Origin of the sequence: Pseudomonas sp. PDM14, assembly GCF_014851905.1 — a bacterium.
Lineage (GTDB): Bacteria > Pseudomonadota > Gammaproteobacteria > Pseudomonadales > Pseudomonadaceae > Aquipseudomonas.
Genome location: NZ_JACVAQ010000002.1, coordinates 78,717 through 92,352 on the forward strand (window position 1 = coordinate 78,717; position 13,636 = coordinate 92,352).

22 protein-coding genes are annotated in these 13,636 nt (G+C 66.5%); all 22 read right to left on the reverse strand.

What is annotated here, in order from left to right:
• Position 1 precedes the first annotated feature (1 nt).
• A complete protein-coding gene (locus tag IB229_RS13000; protein ID WP_192329574.1) occupies positions 2 to 445 on the reverse strand; it encodes a phage tail assembly protein in 444 nt (147 codons plus the stop codon).
• Positions 446 to 509: 64 nt separating this feature from the next.
• Positions 510 to 1,025, reverse strand: coding sequence for a phage major tail tube protein (locus IB229_RS13005; RefSeq protein ID WP_192329576.1), 516 nt, complete (start codon positions 1,023 to 1,025; stop codon positions 510 to 512).
• Between the two features lie 47 nt (positions 1,026 to 1,072).
• A complete protein-coding gene (locus IB229_RS13010; protein ID WP_192329578.1) occupies positions 1,073 to 2,260 on the reverse strand; it encodes a phage tail sheath protein in 1,188 nt (395 codons plus the stop codon).
• A 151-nt stretch (positions 2,261 to 2,411) separates the two neighbouring features.
• A complete protein-coding gene (locus IB229_RS13015; RefSeq protein ID WP_225579144.1) occupies positions 2,412 to 2,984 on the reverse strand; it encodes a phage tail protein in 573 nt (190 codons plus the stop codon).
• A 10-nt stretch (positions 2,985 to 2,994) separates the two neighbouring features.
• The gene (locus tag IB229_RS13020) at positions 2,995 to 4,371 is read right to left on the reverse strand and encodes a phage tail protein (protein ID WP_192329580.1); all 1,377 of its coding nucleotides are present in this window, start codon (positions 4,369 to 4,371) and stop codon (positions 2,995 to 2,997) included.
• A complete protein-coding gene (locus IB229_RS13025; RefSeq protein ID WP_192329582.1) occupies positions 4,368 to 4,985 on the reverse strand; it encodes a phage tail protein I in 618 nt (205 codons plus the stop codon). The genes IB229_RS13020 and IB229_RS13025 overlap by 4 nt, the downstream gene beginning before the upstream one ends.
• Positions 4,985 to 5,893, reverse strand: coding sequence for a baseplate J/gp47 family protein (locus IB229_RS13030; RefSeq protein ID WP_192329584.1), 909 nt, complete (start codon positions 5,891 to 5,893; stop codon positions 4,985 to 4,987). Before IB229_RS13030 ends, IB229_RS13025 begins: the two co-directional genes overlap by 1 nt.
• A complete protein-coding gene (locus IB229_RS13035) occupies positions 5,890 to 6,234 on the reverse strand; it encodes a GPW/gp25 family protein (protein ID WP_192329586.1) in 345 nt (114 codons plus the stop codon). The genes IB229_RS13030 and IB229_RS13035 overlap by 4 nt, the downstream gene beginning before the upstream one ends.
• A gap of 2 nt (positions 6,235 to 6,236) precedes the next feature.
• A complete protein-coding gene (locus tag IB229_RS13040) occupies positions 6,237 to 6,524 on the reverse strand; it encodes a PAAR domain-containing protein (protein WP_192329588.1) in 288 nt (95 codons plus the stop codon).
• A complete protein-coding gene (locus IB229_RS13045) occupies positions 6,524 to 7,042 on the reverse strand; it encodes a phage baseplate assembly protein V (RefSeq protein WP_192329590.1) in 519 nt (172 codons plus the stop codon). Before IB229_RS13045 ends, IB229_RS13040 begins: the two co-directional genes overlap by 1 nt.
• 61 nt (positions 7,043 to 7,103) lie before the next feature.
• Entirely contained in the window at positions 7,104 to 7,562 is a 459-nt protein-coding gene (locus IB229_RS13050) for a phage virion morphogenesis protein (RefSeq protein ID WP_192329592.1), read from the reverse strand.
• Positions 7,555 to 8,034, reverse strand: a complete 480-nt coding sequence (locus IB229_RS13055) for a phage tail protein (RefSeq protein WP_192329594.1) — start codon at positions 8,032 to 8,034, stop codon at positions 7,555 to 7,557. The genes IB229_RS13050 and IB229_RS13055 overlap by 8 nt, the downstream gene beginning before the upstream one ends.
• A complete protein-coding gene (gene lysC, locus IB229_RS21915; protein WP_225579145.1) occupies positions 8,031 to 8,237 on the reverse strand; it encodes an Rz1-like lysis system protein LysC in 207 nt (68 codons plus the stop codon). Before lysC ends, IB229_RS13055 begins: the two co-directional genes overlap by 4 nt.
• A complete protein-coding gene (locus IB229_RS13060; RefSeq protein ID WP_192329596.1) occupies positions 8,143 to 8,586 on the reverse strand; it encodes a DUF2570 domain-containing protein in 444 nt (147 codons plus the stop codon). Before IB229_RS13060 ends, lysC begins: the two co-directional genes overlap by 95 nt.
• Positions 8,583 to 9,422, reverse strand: coding sequence for an N-acetylmuramidase domain-containing protein (locus IB229_RS13065; protein WP_192329598.1), 840 nt, complete (start codon positions 9,420 to 9,422; stop codon positions 8,583 to 8,585). Before IB229_RS13065 ends, IB229_RS13060 begins: the two co-directional genes overlap by 4 nt.
• Positions 9,419 to 9,733: a phage holin, lambda family gene (locus IB229_RS13070; RefSeq protein ID WP_192329600.1), complete on the reverse strand. Its 315-nt coding sequence runs from the start codon at positions 9,731 to 9,733 to the stop codon at positions 9,419 to 9,421. The genes IB229_RS13065 and IB229_RS13070 overlap by 4 nt, the downstream gene beginning before the upstream one ends.
• Positions 9,726 to 10,208 (reverse strand): hypothetical protein, encoded by a 483-nt coding sequence (locus IB229_RS13075; RefSeq protein ID WP_192329602.1) that lies wholly within the window; start codon positions 10,206 to 10,208, stop codon positions 9,726 to 9,728. The genes IB229_RS13070 and IB229_RS13075 overlap by 8 nt, the downstream gene beginning before the upstream one ends.
• Complete coding sequence (locus IB229_RS13080; protein ID WP_192329604.1) at positions 10,199 to 10,405, reverse strand: tail protein X; 207 nt, start codon at positions 10,403 to 10,405, stop codon at positions 10,199 to 10,201. Before IB229_RS13080 ends, IB229_RS13075 begins: the two co-directional genes overlap by 10 nt.
• Positions 10,405 to 10,869 (reverse strand): head completion/stabilization protein, encoded by a 465-nt coding sequence (locus IB229_RS13085; protein ID WP_192329606.1) that lies wholly within the window; start codon positions 10,867 to 10,869, stop codon positions 10,405 to 10,407. Before IB229_RS13085 ends, IB229_RS13080 begins: the two co-directional genes overlap by 1 nt.
• A gap of 104 nt (positions 10,870 to 10,973) precedes the next feature.
• A complete protein-coding gene (gene gpM / locus IB229_RS13090) occupies positions 10,974 to 11,681 on the reverse strand; it encodes a phage terminase small subunit (protein WP_192329607.1) in 708 nt (235 codons plus the stop codon).
• 5 nt (positions 11,682 to 11,686) lie between these two features.
• Positions 11,687 to 12,706, reverse strand: coding sequence for a phage major capsid protein, P2 family (locus tag IB229_RS13095; RefSeq protein ID WP_192329609.1), 1,020 nt, complete (start codon positions 12,704 to 12,706; stop codon positions 11,687 to 11,689).
• Between the two features lie 54 nt (positions 12,707 to 12,760).
• Positions 12,761 to 13,612, reverse strand: a complete 852-nt coding sequence (locus IB229_RS13100; RefSeq protein ID WP_192329611.1) for a GPO family capsid scaffolding protein — start codon at positions 13,610 to 13,612, stop codon at positions 12,761 to 12,763.
• Positions 13,613 to 13,636 lie beyond the last annotated feature (24 nt).

The following is a 13,636-nucleotide window of genomic DNA, read 5'->3' on the forward strand; positions in this document are numbered from 1 at the left end:
TCTACGCGGTGAGGAATGCTTCCGCCTTCACCGACTTCCGCACCAAAAAAGCGGCCACCTTGCTGCCCAGCTCGACCATGTCTGCTGGGTCCAGGCGGCCGACTTCGTGGTCGGTCAGGCTGGGGGTGGTGATGCGCGGCAGGACCTTGCGCAAGGCGTTGACTTCAAGGTTGAGCAGGTCGACCAGGGAGACACCACGCAGCTCGCCGGACATCGGTTTGCGCACGGTGACGTGGGTGACGGTGGTGTTGCCGCGCTGCAGGGGTTCGTCCAGCTCGACGATGGCCTCGTTGGGATTCTCGACCGGCGCTGGCTGGTAGGTGGCGGCAGTTGGAGCGACGACAGGCGCGGGTGTGGCTGCCGCGGTGCCGGTCGTGGCGGCGGGGCTGGCTTCGTGTGTGGCGTCCTGCTGCTGGTCGTGTGCGTTGTCGATGATGCTGCCCATGGGAGGCTCCTATCTGGGGGGAGGGCCGGCCGGAGCCGGCGGTGTGAAACGGTGGTGCGCCGGGCTAGATGCCGAGTGCCTTGCGCTGGGCTTCGAGCATGTCAACGCCGTTGACCTTCTCGACGAAGTTGAGGAGGTCGATTTCGATGATTTCTTCGCCGTCGATCACCAGCTTGAAGTAGCTGCAGGTGGTGGTGATGGTGTGCTCGGTGTCTTCACCCGGGGCTGACTCGCCCATGTCGATGGTTTCGTGGCGGCCGCGGAAGACCATTTCGACGGCGGTGGTGACGCCGGTGTCATCCTGCTGGTAGGCGCCGGCGAAGCGCAGCATCACGCCATCCGCTTTCACCGCGCCCCATTGGCGCAGGGCGATCAGATCCAGGCCGCCAAGGGTCCACTCGAACTGGATGCCGTCGTCGCTGATGCCGAGGTCGACCTTGACCGGGCCGTTCATGCCGCCGCCGCGGTAGCCTTCCATCTTGCGGGCCAGGGGCGGTGGCGTGCAGGACTTGGCGACGCCGAGGTAGCTATTGCCCTCGTTGAAGAGGTTCATGTTTTTCAGTTTGCGAGGCATGGCCATGGCGGCGCTCTCCTACGACGCGGCCGGGGCCGCGCGGACAATTGGGGTCAGGCGTTGACCTGGGCGGCGAAGTTCATCAGGTAGCGGTCGGTGATGCGCTGGCGGAAGGTGAGGTCTTCCAGCGGCGGCACGGGTGTGTAGTCGTAGTCGATGAACAGCTTGCCGGCCTTGAGGGTGGTGGCGTCGTTGGCGGTTTCGTCGTACCAGCACTCGCCGTCGATGATGTAGCCGGCCGACTTGAGCTCGCGGAACTTGGCGTTGATGCCGTTGATGATGTCTTTCACCAGGGACGGGTGCAGAGGCTTGTCTACGGCCCAGAAGTGGGCCTCGGCCATGGTGTCGGCCAGCACCTGGGCGGTGCGGGTGTAGTTCTCGAAGGCGAAGAGCGGGTCTTCACTGCAGGTGCGCGAGCCCCAGAAGCGGTAGCCGGCCTCGTTGATGAGGGTGGTGACCTCATTGCCGTTGAGGTAGTTGGAGTCGGTGGCCGGGTTCTGCAGGTCAAACCACACGTCCGCGCTGATGCCGGTGACGCCGTTGACGGCGACGTTGGAGAGGGTCTTGTGCCAGCCGATTTCTTTGTCGAGCTTGGCGCGCAGGCCGAGGGCGATGGCCACGGCGGGGGCGACGACGGTGGCGCTGGTGGCGGTATCCCACTTCTGGAAGTTGGGCCAGATGACCATGACTTCACGGGCGCCGAAGCCTTCGCGGTAGGCGACGGCCTCTTCCTTGGTTTTGCAGCCGTGGGCGCTGACGTAGGCGAAGGCGCGCAGGTCCTGGGCGATCGATACCAGGGCAGTGGCCACCGGCAGGCTGTCCAGCCCCGGTACACCGAGGATGCGCGGCACCATGCCGAGCTGGCCCTTTGCGGCGAGTAGGGCCTTCATGCCGGTGTACTTGCCGTCTGCGGTGGTGGTGCCGATCAGCTTGGAGACGAGGTCTGCCTCTTTGGCCGCTGCATCGGCGCCGACGCCATCCGCCACGCGAACCACGATGACGAAGGGCTTGGTCTGGTCTGCGATGGCTTGCAGGCTGGCGCGCAGCGTGCCGAGCAGGCCGGCCTTGCCGATGGCGGTTTGCACGTTGGTGATGAGCACCGGGGTGTCGAGAGGGAAGGTGGCAGCATCGGCATCGGAGGCAGTGGCAACCAGGCCGATGACGGCGGTGGATACGGTGCGAATAGGGCGGGTGCCTTCGCTGATTTCGATGACGCGGACGCCGTGTAGATAGTCGGCCATGGGTGTGCCTGCGCGAATGTGGATGACAGTGCACAGGCTGCCGCGCGCGCGCCGACGGGGCGAGCGGTGGACGGTGTAGCGGCAGGCGCTACAGGGCGCGGGCAAAAAAATGCCCCGCTCACGCGAGGCAAATCCCTCCCCAGGGAACCGGTCAGGTGGTGGCGTTGCCCACGCCGGAGACAGCGGCCTCGATCGAGGCGATGGCTTCGGCGGCGATGTCGCGGGCGGCTTCGGCGTTGCCCAGGGCCATCTGGGTGCGTACCAGCTCCTTGGCCTGCAGGCGGGTTTCGCGCAGCAGGTAGAGGGCCTCGGTGTAGGCGGCAGCCTCGGCCAGGATGCTGGCCGCTGCCTGCTGCGGCGTGCGGCCGTTGATGGCCCAGGCAGCGACGGTGCGCGGCACCTCGCCCTGGTAGCCGGCTGCGGCGAAGCCTTCGGCCTCGATGCGGGCGCGGTCGTATTCCACGGCGCGCAGTGGGTCGCCGGCGACGAGGGAGCGGGCTGCGTCGGCGGCTGCGTCGATGGCGGCGCAGAGCGTGGCTGCACTGGTTACGGGATCTACCAGCACAGGCAGCCCCTCGGGGTTGTGGCTGAGTACTTTGCCGGGTGCCGGGTTGGCGAAGACGGTGTTGTAGACCTCTTGCGAAATTTCTACCGCGTCCGCCGGTATGGCAGCGCCATGGATGGCGTGGCTGTAGATGCCACCGGTTTGTCTTGAATAGAGCATTGCTGCCTCCTTAACGGCCTAGGGCGATGTAACGCATGACGGCGCTGTTGCTGCTGGCAGCTGCGACCAGGGTGAAGCCCGCGTTCGTTGATGTGGTGGTGGAGGTGTACTGCCCCGAAGACACGCCTGTGGAGACGTGCTGGTTGATGACCATGTGCAGGTGCAGGACCTCCGTGGGGAACGTCAGGGGGTAGGTGACCGTGCCGTTGGAGTTGTTGCCCCACTGCAGGATGAGCGCGCCCAGCCACGACGGAAACGCGATGTAGCCGTTGGCAGCGAGGCTGATGGCGAAGCCGGCCCGGAGCTTTTTGGGGGTAACGGCTACGTCATCCAGGGCGCCGGCGTTTACCTCTGCCTGAGTGCCTACGCGCAGCACACCGCGCAGCAGCTCGGTGGCGTTGGCGGCCAGCGAGCGTATGGCCTGGAACACCCGCAGGGCAGTCATGCGGCGGACGTTGTTGGTGCCGTTCTCTGCGTCTGCCTGAGTGGCGGTGAGGGCGGCCGTCAGCTCGAAAGTGAGCGCAGTGGTACCCAGGACGATGGGGCCGTTGGTGGTGAGCTCCCATACGGTGTCTGCCAGGGCGGTGCCGGCCTCGATTGTGACCAGCATGCCGGGAGTTACCTCAGCTGAGGCGTCTGCGTCCTGGGCTCGGGACCAGGCACCGGCGGCTGCGGTGTACAGGCCCCGGTCCGCGCCGGTGGTTTGGTCCTTGGCCAGCACTCTGTCACCCGCGGTAAGTGGCACCGCCCAGTCGCCGCCGGCCTGCACGGCGAGGCCGCTGAGGTTGATGTTGGCGGTGGTGGTGTAGAGCACACTTTGCTTGCTGTCGCGGCTGTTCATCTCGGCGGCGATGAGCGCGTTCACCTCCGGCACGGTGGTGTATTGCGGGTGCGGGTCTGCTGCTGCCAGGTGGCCGACCATGATGGCGTCCGCATAGGCGCGGGTGGCCAGGACCACGGATGGGTCGATCTTCAGCTGCACGGCGGCGGTGCTGGAGACGATGAGCACCATGCGCATGACCTGGGTTTTGCCGGAGCCCTCGGCCACCACGGGCTTGTAACTGGGCGGGCAGTTGGCCACAGCGATGAGCGCGCCGGTGGCGTCGTACAGGCCCATTTCGCGCAACCAATAGCCGCCTTCTGCCTCGGGGATGACCAGCTCGGCAATGATCTGGCTGGCGTTGAGCGGGTCGATGATCAGGCTGTTGAGGTCTGCCCGGTAGGTTTCGCGCACCAAGGCGGTTTGTGTGCCGATGGGGATGGGCAGCTCGCCGTTGCCGTCGCCCACGCCCATGCGGCTGATCTGCAGGGGAGTGCCGAGCGCGGTGGCGTTGGCGAGCTTGGCCTCGCCGATTGCGGTAAGGAGGGCGAAGTAGGTCTGGCTCATGGGTAGACGCTCGTGGTTTCGATGATGTGGGCCGCGCCGCCGAACAGCAGGGCGGGCGCGCCGACCTCGATGGGGCCGGGTTCGTAGGGGTAGACGGTGATGGTTTCGCCACTCATGGCGGCGGCGCCGATGTAGGTGGTGCCGCGGACCTCCAGGCCGATGGCCAGGCCGACCAGGTGACGGGTGAGGGGCTTGGCGTCATCGATGAGCCAGGTGAGCTCCTGGTACATGGCCTCGGTGATGCCGGTGTCGAGCACGCCGACCAGCAGGCGGAAGGTGCCGGGCTCGCCCAGGGGCGTTTCTTGCCACCATTCGCGCACTTCGATGAGGTAACCGAGTGGCTCGACCACGCGGCGCAGGGCGCCGATGGTGCCCTTGTGGGCATGGATGAAGTAGGCGGCGCGGATGGCGGCGCGCTTGGCGCTTTCGGGCCAGGCCTGGGACCAGCGGTCCACCGAGAACGCCCAGGCCAGATACGGCAGCAAGGCGACGGGGCAGGTGTCCGGGTTCCACAGGTCGCGCAGCGGTAACGGCACGCGGTCGAGCTGGGCCAGGGCTTGCGCGGCCAGGCGCTCCAGCTGGGTGTTATTGGAGGGCAGCAGGCGCGCGGCCATTACTCGGCCACCGACACGGTGAAGGCGGTGCAGTACGGGGCCTGCTGCTGGGTGGCGACGATATCGACCCAGCCGGTTAGGACCACGCGCTTGACGCCCTCGATGTGCAGGGCGGCATCCAGCGCGGAGCGGTTGACCTCCATGCCCAGGCGGCGGCGCTTGGTGACCAGCGCAGCAAGGCGCGCCTCGGCGGCTGCGCGGATGGGTTCGGCCTCCGGCCCGGCGCTTGCCAGGTGGAGCACGGCGGTGACGGTGTAAGGCAGCACGGTGGCGCTTTGCACCGTGAGGCGGTCCGCCACGGGGCGGCGGTCGTCGTCGCTGAGGTAGGCGGCGACGATGGCGAGCAGCTCGGGGCTGGCGGTGCCGTCGCCCAGGGCGCTTTGCACGGTGACAACAGCCACGGCCGGCGATGGGCTGGCGGCGGAGGCGTCCGCCACGCGGCCGTCTGCACTGCGAGCGTGGAAGATGTAGGCGTTGCGCGGGCCTGCAACAGACAGGCCCTCCATGGCCATTTGCGCACGCTCGCGCAGGCCATCGTCACCCTCCATGACCGCCGCCACGGGCGGCACTGCGGCGGGATCTGCCGGGGTGATGACCAAGCGGGCGACGTTAAAGCGCGCCGCGATCTGCTCCAGGTCGGCGCGGCGGGCGAAGGCGAGCATGGTGGCTAGCGCGCCTTCGTTGACGCGCTGGCGCAGCAGCATTTCGCGGTAGGCGTTCTCTTCCAACAGCTTGGTGAGCGGCTCCGACTCCAAGGCGAGGCGCGCGGCCATGGCTGGGCGTTCGTCTGCCGGGTACAGGGCCAGCAGCTCGGCCTTGCGCGCGGCGAGGATGGCCTCGTAGTCGATGGTTTCGACCACGGCGGGCGGCGGCAGCAGGGACAGGTCAATCGGGGTGAAGTCGCTCATGCTGCGGCGCCCATGCTGAGGGGAATGCGCAGGCTCTGCTGCTCGTTGGTGTCGACGATGGAGAAGTCGAGGGCCAGCTCGAACTGCCCGGCCAGGGTGGCGCTGGCGAGCTGGATGCGGCCGACGCGAATACGCGGCTCCCAGCGCAGCAGGGCCATGGCGATGGCGGCGTAGCAGAGCAGGCGGGTGGTCTGGTTGCCGGGCTGGTCGAGCAGGTCTACCAGTTGGCTGCCGTACTCACGACGCATGAGACGGGTGCCGATGCGGGTGGTGAGGATGTCGCCCACGGACTGGCTGATGTGGGCCAGGGTGGTGATGGTGCCGCCGGTGTGCCGATTCATGCTCAGCCTCCGGCGAATACGTTGGGGCTGCCGGCGGCAACCGTGGAACCGCAGGCGACGGCGTCACCCACGCGGCCGAGCGGTTTGCCGTTGACGCGTACGGTGCCGCTGCCCTGGGCCAGGGTGCTGGCGTGGCAGGAATTGGGGTCGCAATGGCTGGGCCAGGCGTCGCCCTGGCGATGGGCCGGGATGCCGTTGATGAGCACGTTGGGGCTGCCGCTGCTGGACGCGCGCGGAGGGAAGCCGCCGTGCCCGGTGCAGGCGTCGCCCTGGCGAGTTACGGCCGGCATCAGTTGAGCTCGATGGTGGCGGCGCTGACCTTGAAGGTGCCGGCCGCGGTGATGGTGATGTTGGCGTTGCTGCTGACGACGATATCGCCGCTGGCAGTGACGTTGACCTTGCCCTGTGCTGTGAGCGTTGCATCGCCCGGAATGGTGGCGGTGAGCTTGTGGGTGACGCTGTCGTACTCGATCACCGCGCCGTCGCGGTAGGTGCGGCGGTGCAGGCCGGCGCGGTCGCCGTTGGCTGGGGTGTGGTCGCTGAATAGGCCGGTGATGACGACGCCGTTGGCGAGCTGGCCGGAGGGGCTGAGCAGTACGACCTGTTCGTTGATGGTGGGCGGGTTCCACTCCTGGTCCGCACCCGCACGCGGGTTGAGCCACGGCAGCCAGCCAGTGAGCAGCGTGCCGGTTTGTACCCGAACACGCGGCGGTTTCTGCTGCGCAGGGTCGCCATGGTCCACCTCGGCAATGGTGCCGAAACGGATCAGGTTTTCAACGAGGCGGGCGAGGGCGGCGAGTGAGTTCATACCGCCGATGGTGGCGGCCTCGCGCGAGGGTTGCAGCTGGCGGGGTTTGTATAGCGCGGGGTTACAGCGTGAGGTGGGCGAGGGTGCGGTCGAGGATGTAGTCGCGCTCGGCATCGGTGAAGCCGAGCAGCTCGCGCTGGGCGTATTGCACGTCGGGCGCGCCGCGTTCTGCTCGATCGCGCAGGCCGAACTGGTGCACGCGGGCGATGCGGCTGATGCGGCCGGCGAAGGCGACGGTGGCGGCGCCGGCGTTGCCAGTGGCCTTAAGGTAGCGGGCGGTGCGCAGCTTGGTGAACATTTTGGCCTTGCGCTTGATGCGGCCCTGTTTGCCGCGCAGTTGGCGCTCTTTGCGTGGCTCGTAGGGCGTGCCGTCTGGGTTGCGCTGGGCGATGACGCGTTGCTGCTGGCTGCGGCGCAGGCCCTGGGCGACCTCGCGGGCGAGCTTGGCGCGCTCTGCTGGCGCCAGCCGCAGCATGAGCGGGGTGAGCCAGTTGCTGAGGTCGTCGAAGGTGTCAGCCATTTGGCACGTACCATTCCTGGGTGCCATCTGCGCCTGCTGGTGGCCAGGCCGGGTCTGCAAAGTCCGGCGAAGGCTGGGGCTCTGCCGGGTGGGTGATGGTGGTTGCGCCCTGGCCATCCTGGCCGACGACGACGCGCTCGGTTAGCTGCAGGGTGATGGCGAGGTCGACCTTGCTGGCGTCGATGATGTCGGCCTCGAACTGGATGCCTTGGGCGGACTTTTCGAGGTTGGTGAGCAGTTCGGACTGGTGGACGCTGACCCAGCCGAGTACGGGCAGAAAGACGGTGTCTGGATGGCCGGCGAAGTCCGTGAGGATGACCTGCAGCTTGTAGCCGTATTCCCAGGAGAAGGACTTGGCCGCGGTGCAGCGCACGCTGCCTTGGTCGATGAACACCAGGAGGCGGTCTGCGTTGTGTTCCAGTGCCGGGACCTTGGCCAATAGGTGTTCGCGCAGGCTGTTGGGTTTGTTCATGGGTCTGCCCTCGGCTGCTGCTGGTTGTACTCGTAGACGGTGTCGACCTGGGCGGCGCATTCGGCCCAGGCGCTCACCAGGTAGTCGGTGTCGTCACTGAGTGCGCCGTTATTCTGCGGCGCCGCTGGCAGCAGGCTGCAGGGCGTTACGACCGGACAGCCACTGACGGTAACCGTTTGCTCCGGTGAGGGCGGGGCGCTCATGCAGCCGGCGAGCAGCGCCAGGGAGAGGCAGAGCAGCCCAATCTTTCGATGCTGGGTCATTGCGGACAATCTCCTGTTTTTGCAGCTGGGCGGTGGCGTGCTGTTGGCGCACGCCGGCCTGGGCGGTGTGCAGGCTTTGCTGGGCGGCACGTTGCGCGGCCACTTCACCGCCTAGGCGGATGATGGCGGCGGACTGGCGGGCGCTGCGGGCCTGCAGGGTGGTGAGGCGTTCTTCGGCCAGGGCGGTGCGGCCCTGCTCGGCCTGGCTGCGCTGGTGGGTGCCCCAGAGCAGCAGGGCGAGGGCGCCGAGGAGTGCGGCGCCGTAGAGGGCCTGGCGGAGGGTGGTCACGCGGCCGCCTTACCGCAGCCGCAGTCGGCGTGCCGCTGGTAGGCGCGTTCGAGCTTCACGTCGTACAGGTTCCGGGCGTAGGCCGGGCCGTTGTAGCGCTTGGCGAAGTCGGCCCATTTGCGGGCCTTGAGTGCCTTATGCAGCACCGGGTCCAACTCGATGAAGCGGACGAAAGCCTCGAACTGCTCTGACTCGTTGAGGGCCATGCGGGCGAGGAAGTCGTCGACGCTGGCGTAGCCGAGCTCGGTGGCGTGAAAGCCCATGATCTGGAAGGCGCCCCAGCTGGTGGACTCGTTGGCGCAGAGCGGGTCGAACAAGCGGGCGGTGCTGAGGCGGCTGTGTTCGGCCACGCCGCCGGCATAGCCGCCGGGCTTGGTGTTGACCAGACCGGGGTACTGTTGCGCGAGCTTGTTGGCGTGGGCCTGGAGCTGCTCGGCATCGTCCGCCTTGCTGCGAGGCAGGCCGAGCTGGCGGTGCATGATGTGGCGTTCGTAGAGGATGACCGGCTTACCGTTGCTGAGGAAGCCGGCGCCGTTGCTCTCGACTTCGTTGACGGCGTAGACGGCTGCCAGCTCGACGCCGAGGCGTTTGGCTGCTGCGACCAGGTCCGCATTCTTGAGCAAGCGCGAGCAGTCGGCGCCGGCGATGGCGGCTTGGGTTTTGGGCCCGGCGATGCCATCGGCGACCAGCCCGACGCTGAGTTGGTAGGTGCGCACGGCGGCCTCGGTGCTGTCACCGAAGTGGCCGTCGGCGAGCAGCGTGGCGCCGCGGGCGTTGAGGGCTTTTTGCAGCTGCTGGACGGCCTGCGAGCGGTCGCCGTGGCGGAGGGTGGTCATAGTTGGTCTGCCTTGCGAATGGCAACGCGCTTGAGGCGGTCGCGGATGAAGTCGGCGCCGAGCAGGCCGACCACACCACCGAAGAACGGGGCGTACTCGGCGGGGATGCCGAACAGGGTGAGGCCGTTGCTGATGGCCAGGGTGATGAGGCCGCAGATGAAGCCCTCGCCGATGGCGCGCCGGAGGCTGCCGCCGCTGTAGATGAAGCGGGCGGCGGCGAGCATGCCGGAGAGGATGGCGGCGTAGATTAGCGGGTGGTGATGCTCCAGCCAGGCGAGCAGCAGGGCCCAGGTTTCCGGTCTGTCAGGCATGTTCATTCCTTGCGTCCTGGGGTACTGAGTGGGCGAGCTGCACGAACGGCAGGGCGTTGATGCGCTGTACTACCTCACCGAGCAGCATCGGGCTGAACCTGGAAGCGCTGGCTTGCAGGCCGAGGGCAGCGGCACAGAACTCGCTGCAGAACATGCGGGCCGGGCTTTGGATAGCGATGGGTACTACCTGGCTGAGCAGGATGCCGACCCAGTCGTAGCCCTTGCCCTGGTGGCGCTGGAAGAGGCCTTCGATGTGCGCAGCGTTAGCCCAGGGCAGCGGGATCAGGTCCCAGTGCGCAAGGTCGAGGTCGATGCGTTTGGCGCGCACGCCGCCGTCCATAGCGCTGGCGGACAGCCAGCGGCCGTCTGGCATGACCAGCTCGCAGTGGCTGTACTTGGAGCGCGTCCACAGCCGGATGAGCCGGTTGAACAGCTTGCCTTTGCCCTTGTAGAGCGCGAGGTAGATCAGTCCCATAGGTTCACCATCTGGCGTTGAGGTTGTGGGGCTTCATCGGGGAGGGTGACGAGGGTGCCTTGCGGGATGTGCGGGCCGAGGTCGGCGAGGCCGGGGTTGGCTTCGAGCACGGCTTCGGTGACGCCGGCGGTGCGGCCGTAGTGCCGCCAGCAGATGCCGTCGACGGTGTCGCCCTGGACGGCGCGGATGGTGGCCATCAGATGAGCTCCACGGTGGTGCGGCGTTTGCCGAGGAAGTCGCGAATGGCCCAGCGCAGGTCGCGGCGGTAGTCGTCGATGTTGGTTTGCAGATCCTCGGCTTTCTTGTCGCCGGTACCGGTGCTGTCGAAGCTGCGGTAGCGCTCGCAGACCTCGGCGCCGCTGGCGGCCTGGATGGCCCGGATGTACAGGTGCTCGCGTACGGTGAGGTCTTTGATCTTGGGCCCTGGTACTTCGCCCAGGGTGGCGAGGCCGGCGGCCTGCTGCATTTCGCGCCATTCGGCCAGCTCGCTGTTGACGTTGATGGCGGCGGCGATGACGGCGGTTTCTAGCCGGGGTTGGGTGACGCTGGAGTCGATGCGCAGCGCTGCACGCAAGGCGTCGAGGTCGATCGATGGCCAGAACGGATCGGTGTTGATGTGGGCGCTGGGCGTGGTGGTGCCGCCTGCGACGAATCCGCTCATGGTCTGCGCTCGGAATAGGAGAGCGGTGGTCGGGGCGTCACAGCGAGGAAGGAGCGAACCTGCTGATCAGCCCCGAGCCGCTCGGGTTGCCGGGGACGGCTCGGTTAGCTGGCTGGGCCAGCATGATTCTTGAGGAGGCGGTCTACGCGCTCCATGTCCTTTTTGCCGCCGCAGTTGCTGTGCAGCTCGATGGCGCGCGACAGGTGGCGCTTGGCGGCTTCGAGCCAGACGGCATCGGTGGCGTCCGGTTTGGCTTCGTCGACCTGCGCAGCTGCTGCCTTGCCCAAGGCGAGGTGCAGCTTGGCGCGGGCCTGGTCGGGCATGTCCTGCTCGGCGGTGAGCTCTTCGGTTTTGGCCAGGATGGCCACGTCGAACTGGTTGCCGGCCTTGAAGGCCTTGAGGGCCGCTTCGGCCACTTCTTCGGCGATGACGGTGCCGGCGGTGCGGCTGAAGCGGTCCGGCATTTTCAGGCTGTGCTTGAGCACGTATTCAGCGATGGGCAGGGCCTCGGCAAAGGCGCCTGCGTCGATGTGCCAGAGCATGACGGTGATGAGCACTTCGTCCTGGGCGCCCTGGCCGGCTTCGAGCACGCCTTGCACGTAGGGTGCGTAGGCGGGCAGAAGCTGGGCCTTGAGGGCGCACTTGCCTTCGGTGGACTGCACCTGCTTGAGGCGCAGTTGGTCCTGCAGGAGCTGGGCGCGCTGCTGGTCGTAGGCGTCGAGTCCTTCCATGGTATCGGCTGGGCCAGCGGCCTCCGCAGCCTGGGCTGCGGTGACTTGCTGGAAGTGGCGTTTGGCGGGGCTCAGTGCCATGGCGATCAGGCCTCCAGCAGCTCGATGTTTTCGACCAGGCAGCCGAGGCCGTAGTCCTCTACGACGTAATCGTCGTTGCTGGACTCGAAGTTCTCGATGCGGTTCTTGCTCGGGTTCTCCTGGATGTGACGGCGGCGGCCGCTGATTTGCCAGTAGATCGCGAGGTTTTTCAGGCTGGTGATGAGCATGGCGTTGTCCGGTACGTGCGGAACCTCGACCGGCTGCTTACCGCCCATGCGCTTCTGAGAAATGATCAGGTCGGTGGCCAGCTTTTCAGAGGCGGCCTGTTCCTTGTTGATCAGCGGGAAGTACTTGTCGTGTACCAGGTTGCTGCCGAGGATCACGACAATGCCGGGGTCTTTGCGGTGCCACGGGTCGATCAGGTTGGCGATGGCGTCGTACACCAGGGCGTCGAGGTTGTTGTAGTCCGCGGTGGCGCCGGTGCCGATGCGGACCTTGCCGTTTTCTTTGCCGTCCTTTAGGACGCGCTGCGGGGCGTGGGTCCGGTACTTCTGCAGCCAGCCGATGTTGACGTCTTGCAGCAGCGGGTTGGCGGTGCGGTTGGTGGTGGCGGCGGCGCTGGTACCGTTGAAGCCGATCATGATGCGGTCGAGCGCTTGGCGCTCCAGGATGGCGTCGCGCAGCATTGCCTGGAACTCGGGAAACTTGGCCCAGGCGTCGAGCTGGGCGTAGCGCACGGCGGTATCGAAGTCAGTGTGGCGGCACTCGTAGCCATCGCTGGACAGGTCAGACACGTCACGCGGTACACGCACGCCGGCGCCGGTGGTGTCGGTACGGCCGGCGATGGTGCTGCTGACACCGAGACCGACCTTTTCACCTTTGATTTCGTCTACGCCGATCATGCCGATGCGGCCGAGGAATTCGCTGGATTCCTGCATGCGCTTTTCCAGGCGCTGCTGGACGGTTGGGTCTACCGCGAAGGTTTTGGTGGCGTCAGATACGCCGCTGAGCTTTGCGAGCTGGCTCAGGTAGCTGTCAAAAATTTTGCGAGTTTCGTTACGCATGGTGTTCTCCGGTAAATCCTTGGATGGTCGTTGCCCAGGGCTGGGGAGCTGGGGTTAGCAGTCGGTCAGTTCGTGCTTTTCGCTACCGGTAGCCACGGGGCGCTTCTGCTGGTTGTGGTCAGCGGTTCCGCCGAGCGTGGCCTTGAGGGTGTTGAGCTCGGTTTCCAGGCTGGTGAATTTTTTCTGCAGATCGGCCAGGTCGGTTGCGGATTTGCCAGCGGCTTCGGCCTGCTGGGTGCTGAAGGTGACCAGCCCTTGGAGGGCCTCGCCCAGTTCGGAGAACAGGGCGGCGTCCGTGCCTTCTTTTTCCTTGGTCTTGCCGGTGAGGTCGCGGATTGCCTTGGTCAGCGAGGCGAACATGCCGGGCTGATCGGTGACCTCTTCGAATTCGAGTTCGACTTCCTCTGCTGCTGAGAAGAGGTTGTCTTTGTCCTGTTTGCGGTTGGCCAGGGTGCCGTGTTGGGCGCTGAAGCTGAGTGCTTCGGTGCCGAGGCTTGCGGGGCTGTCCGTGATGGCCAGGCCGACCAGGTACGCCTTGCCGGTGTCTGCGAATTCGGGGTTGACCTCGATCGAGGTGTAGATCTTCTGGCTCTTTTTGTTCAGGGCGATGAGGGAGTCGGTGGGCTCAATCTGCGCCAGGAGGGCGAGCTTCTTTTTGCCGCCGATATCGGCCTCTTCTGCCTTGAGGGCCAATACGTCACCGAACGCACCGAAGTCGCTACCAGGCCACAGGCCGCGCATGTGCTCGCAGTTGAGGCGGGCGCCGTAGGTGTTGCGGCTGTACTGAGCGGCCATTTGCTCGATCCAGCTGCGTTCAATGGTGCGGCCGTCGGTGGTCGCGCCTTCGACTGCAATGCGGGTCCACTTGGAGCGGTATTTCTTGGTGGCTTGGTTGCTGGCGGCCATGCGGGCTGTCCTCGATGCGGTGGC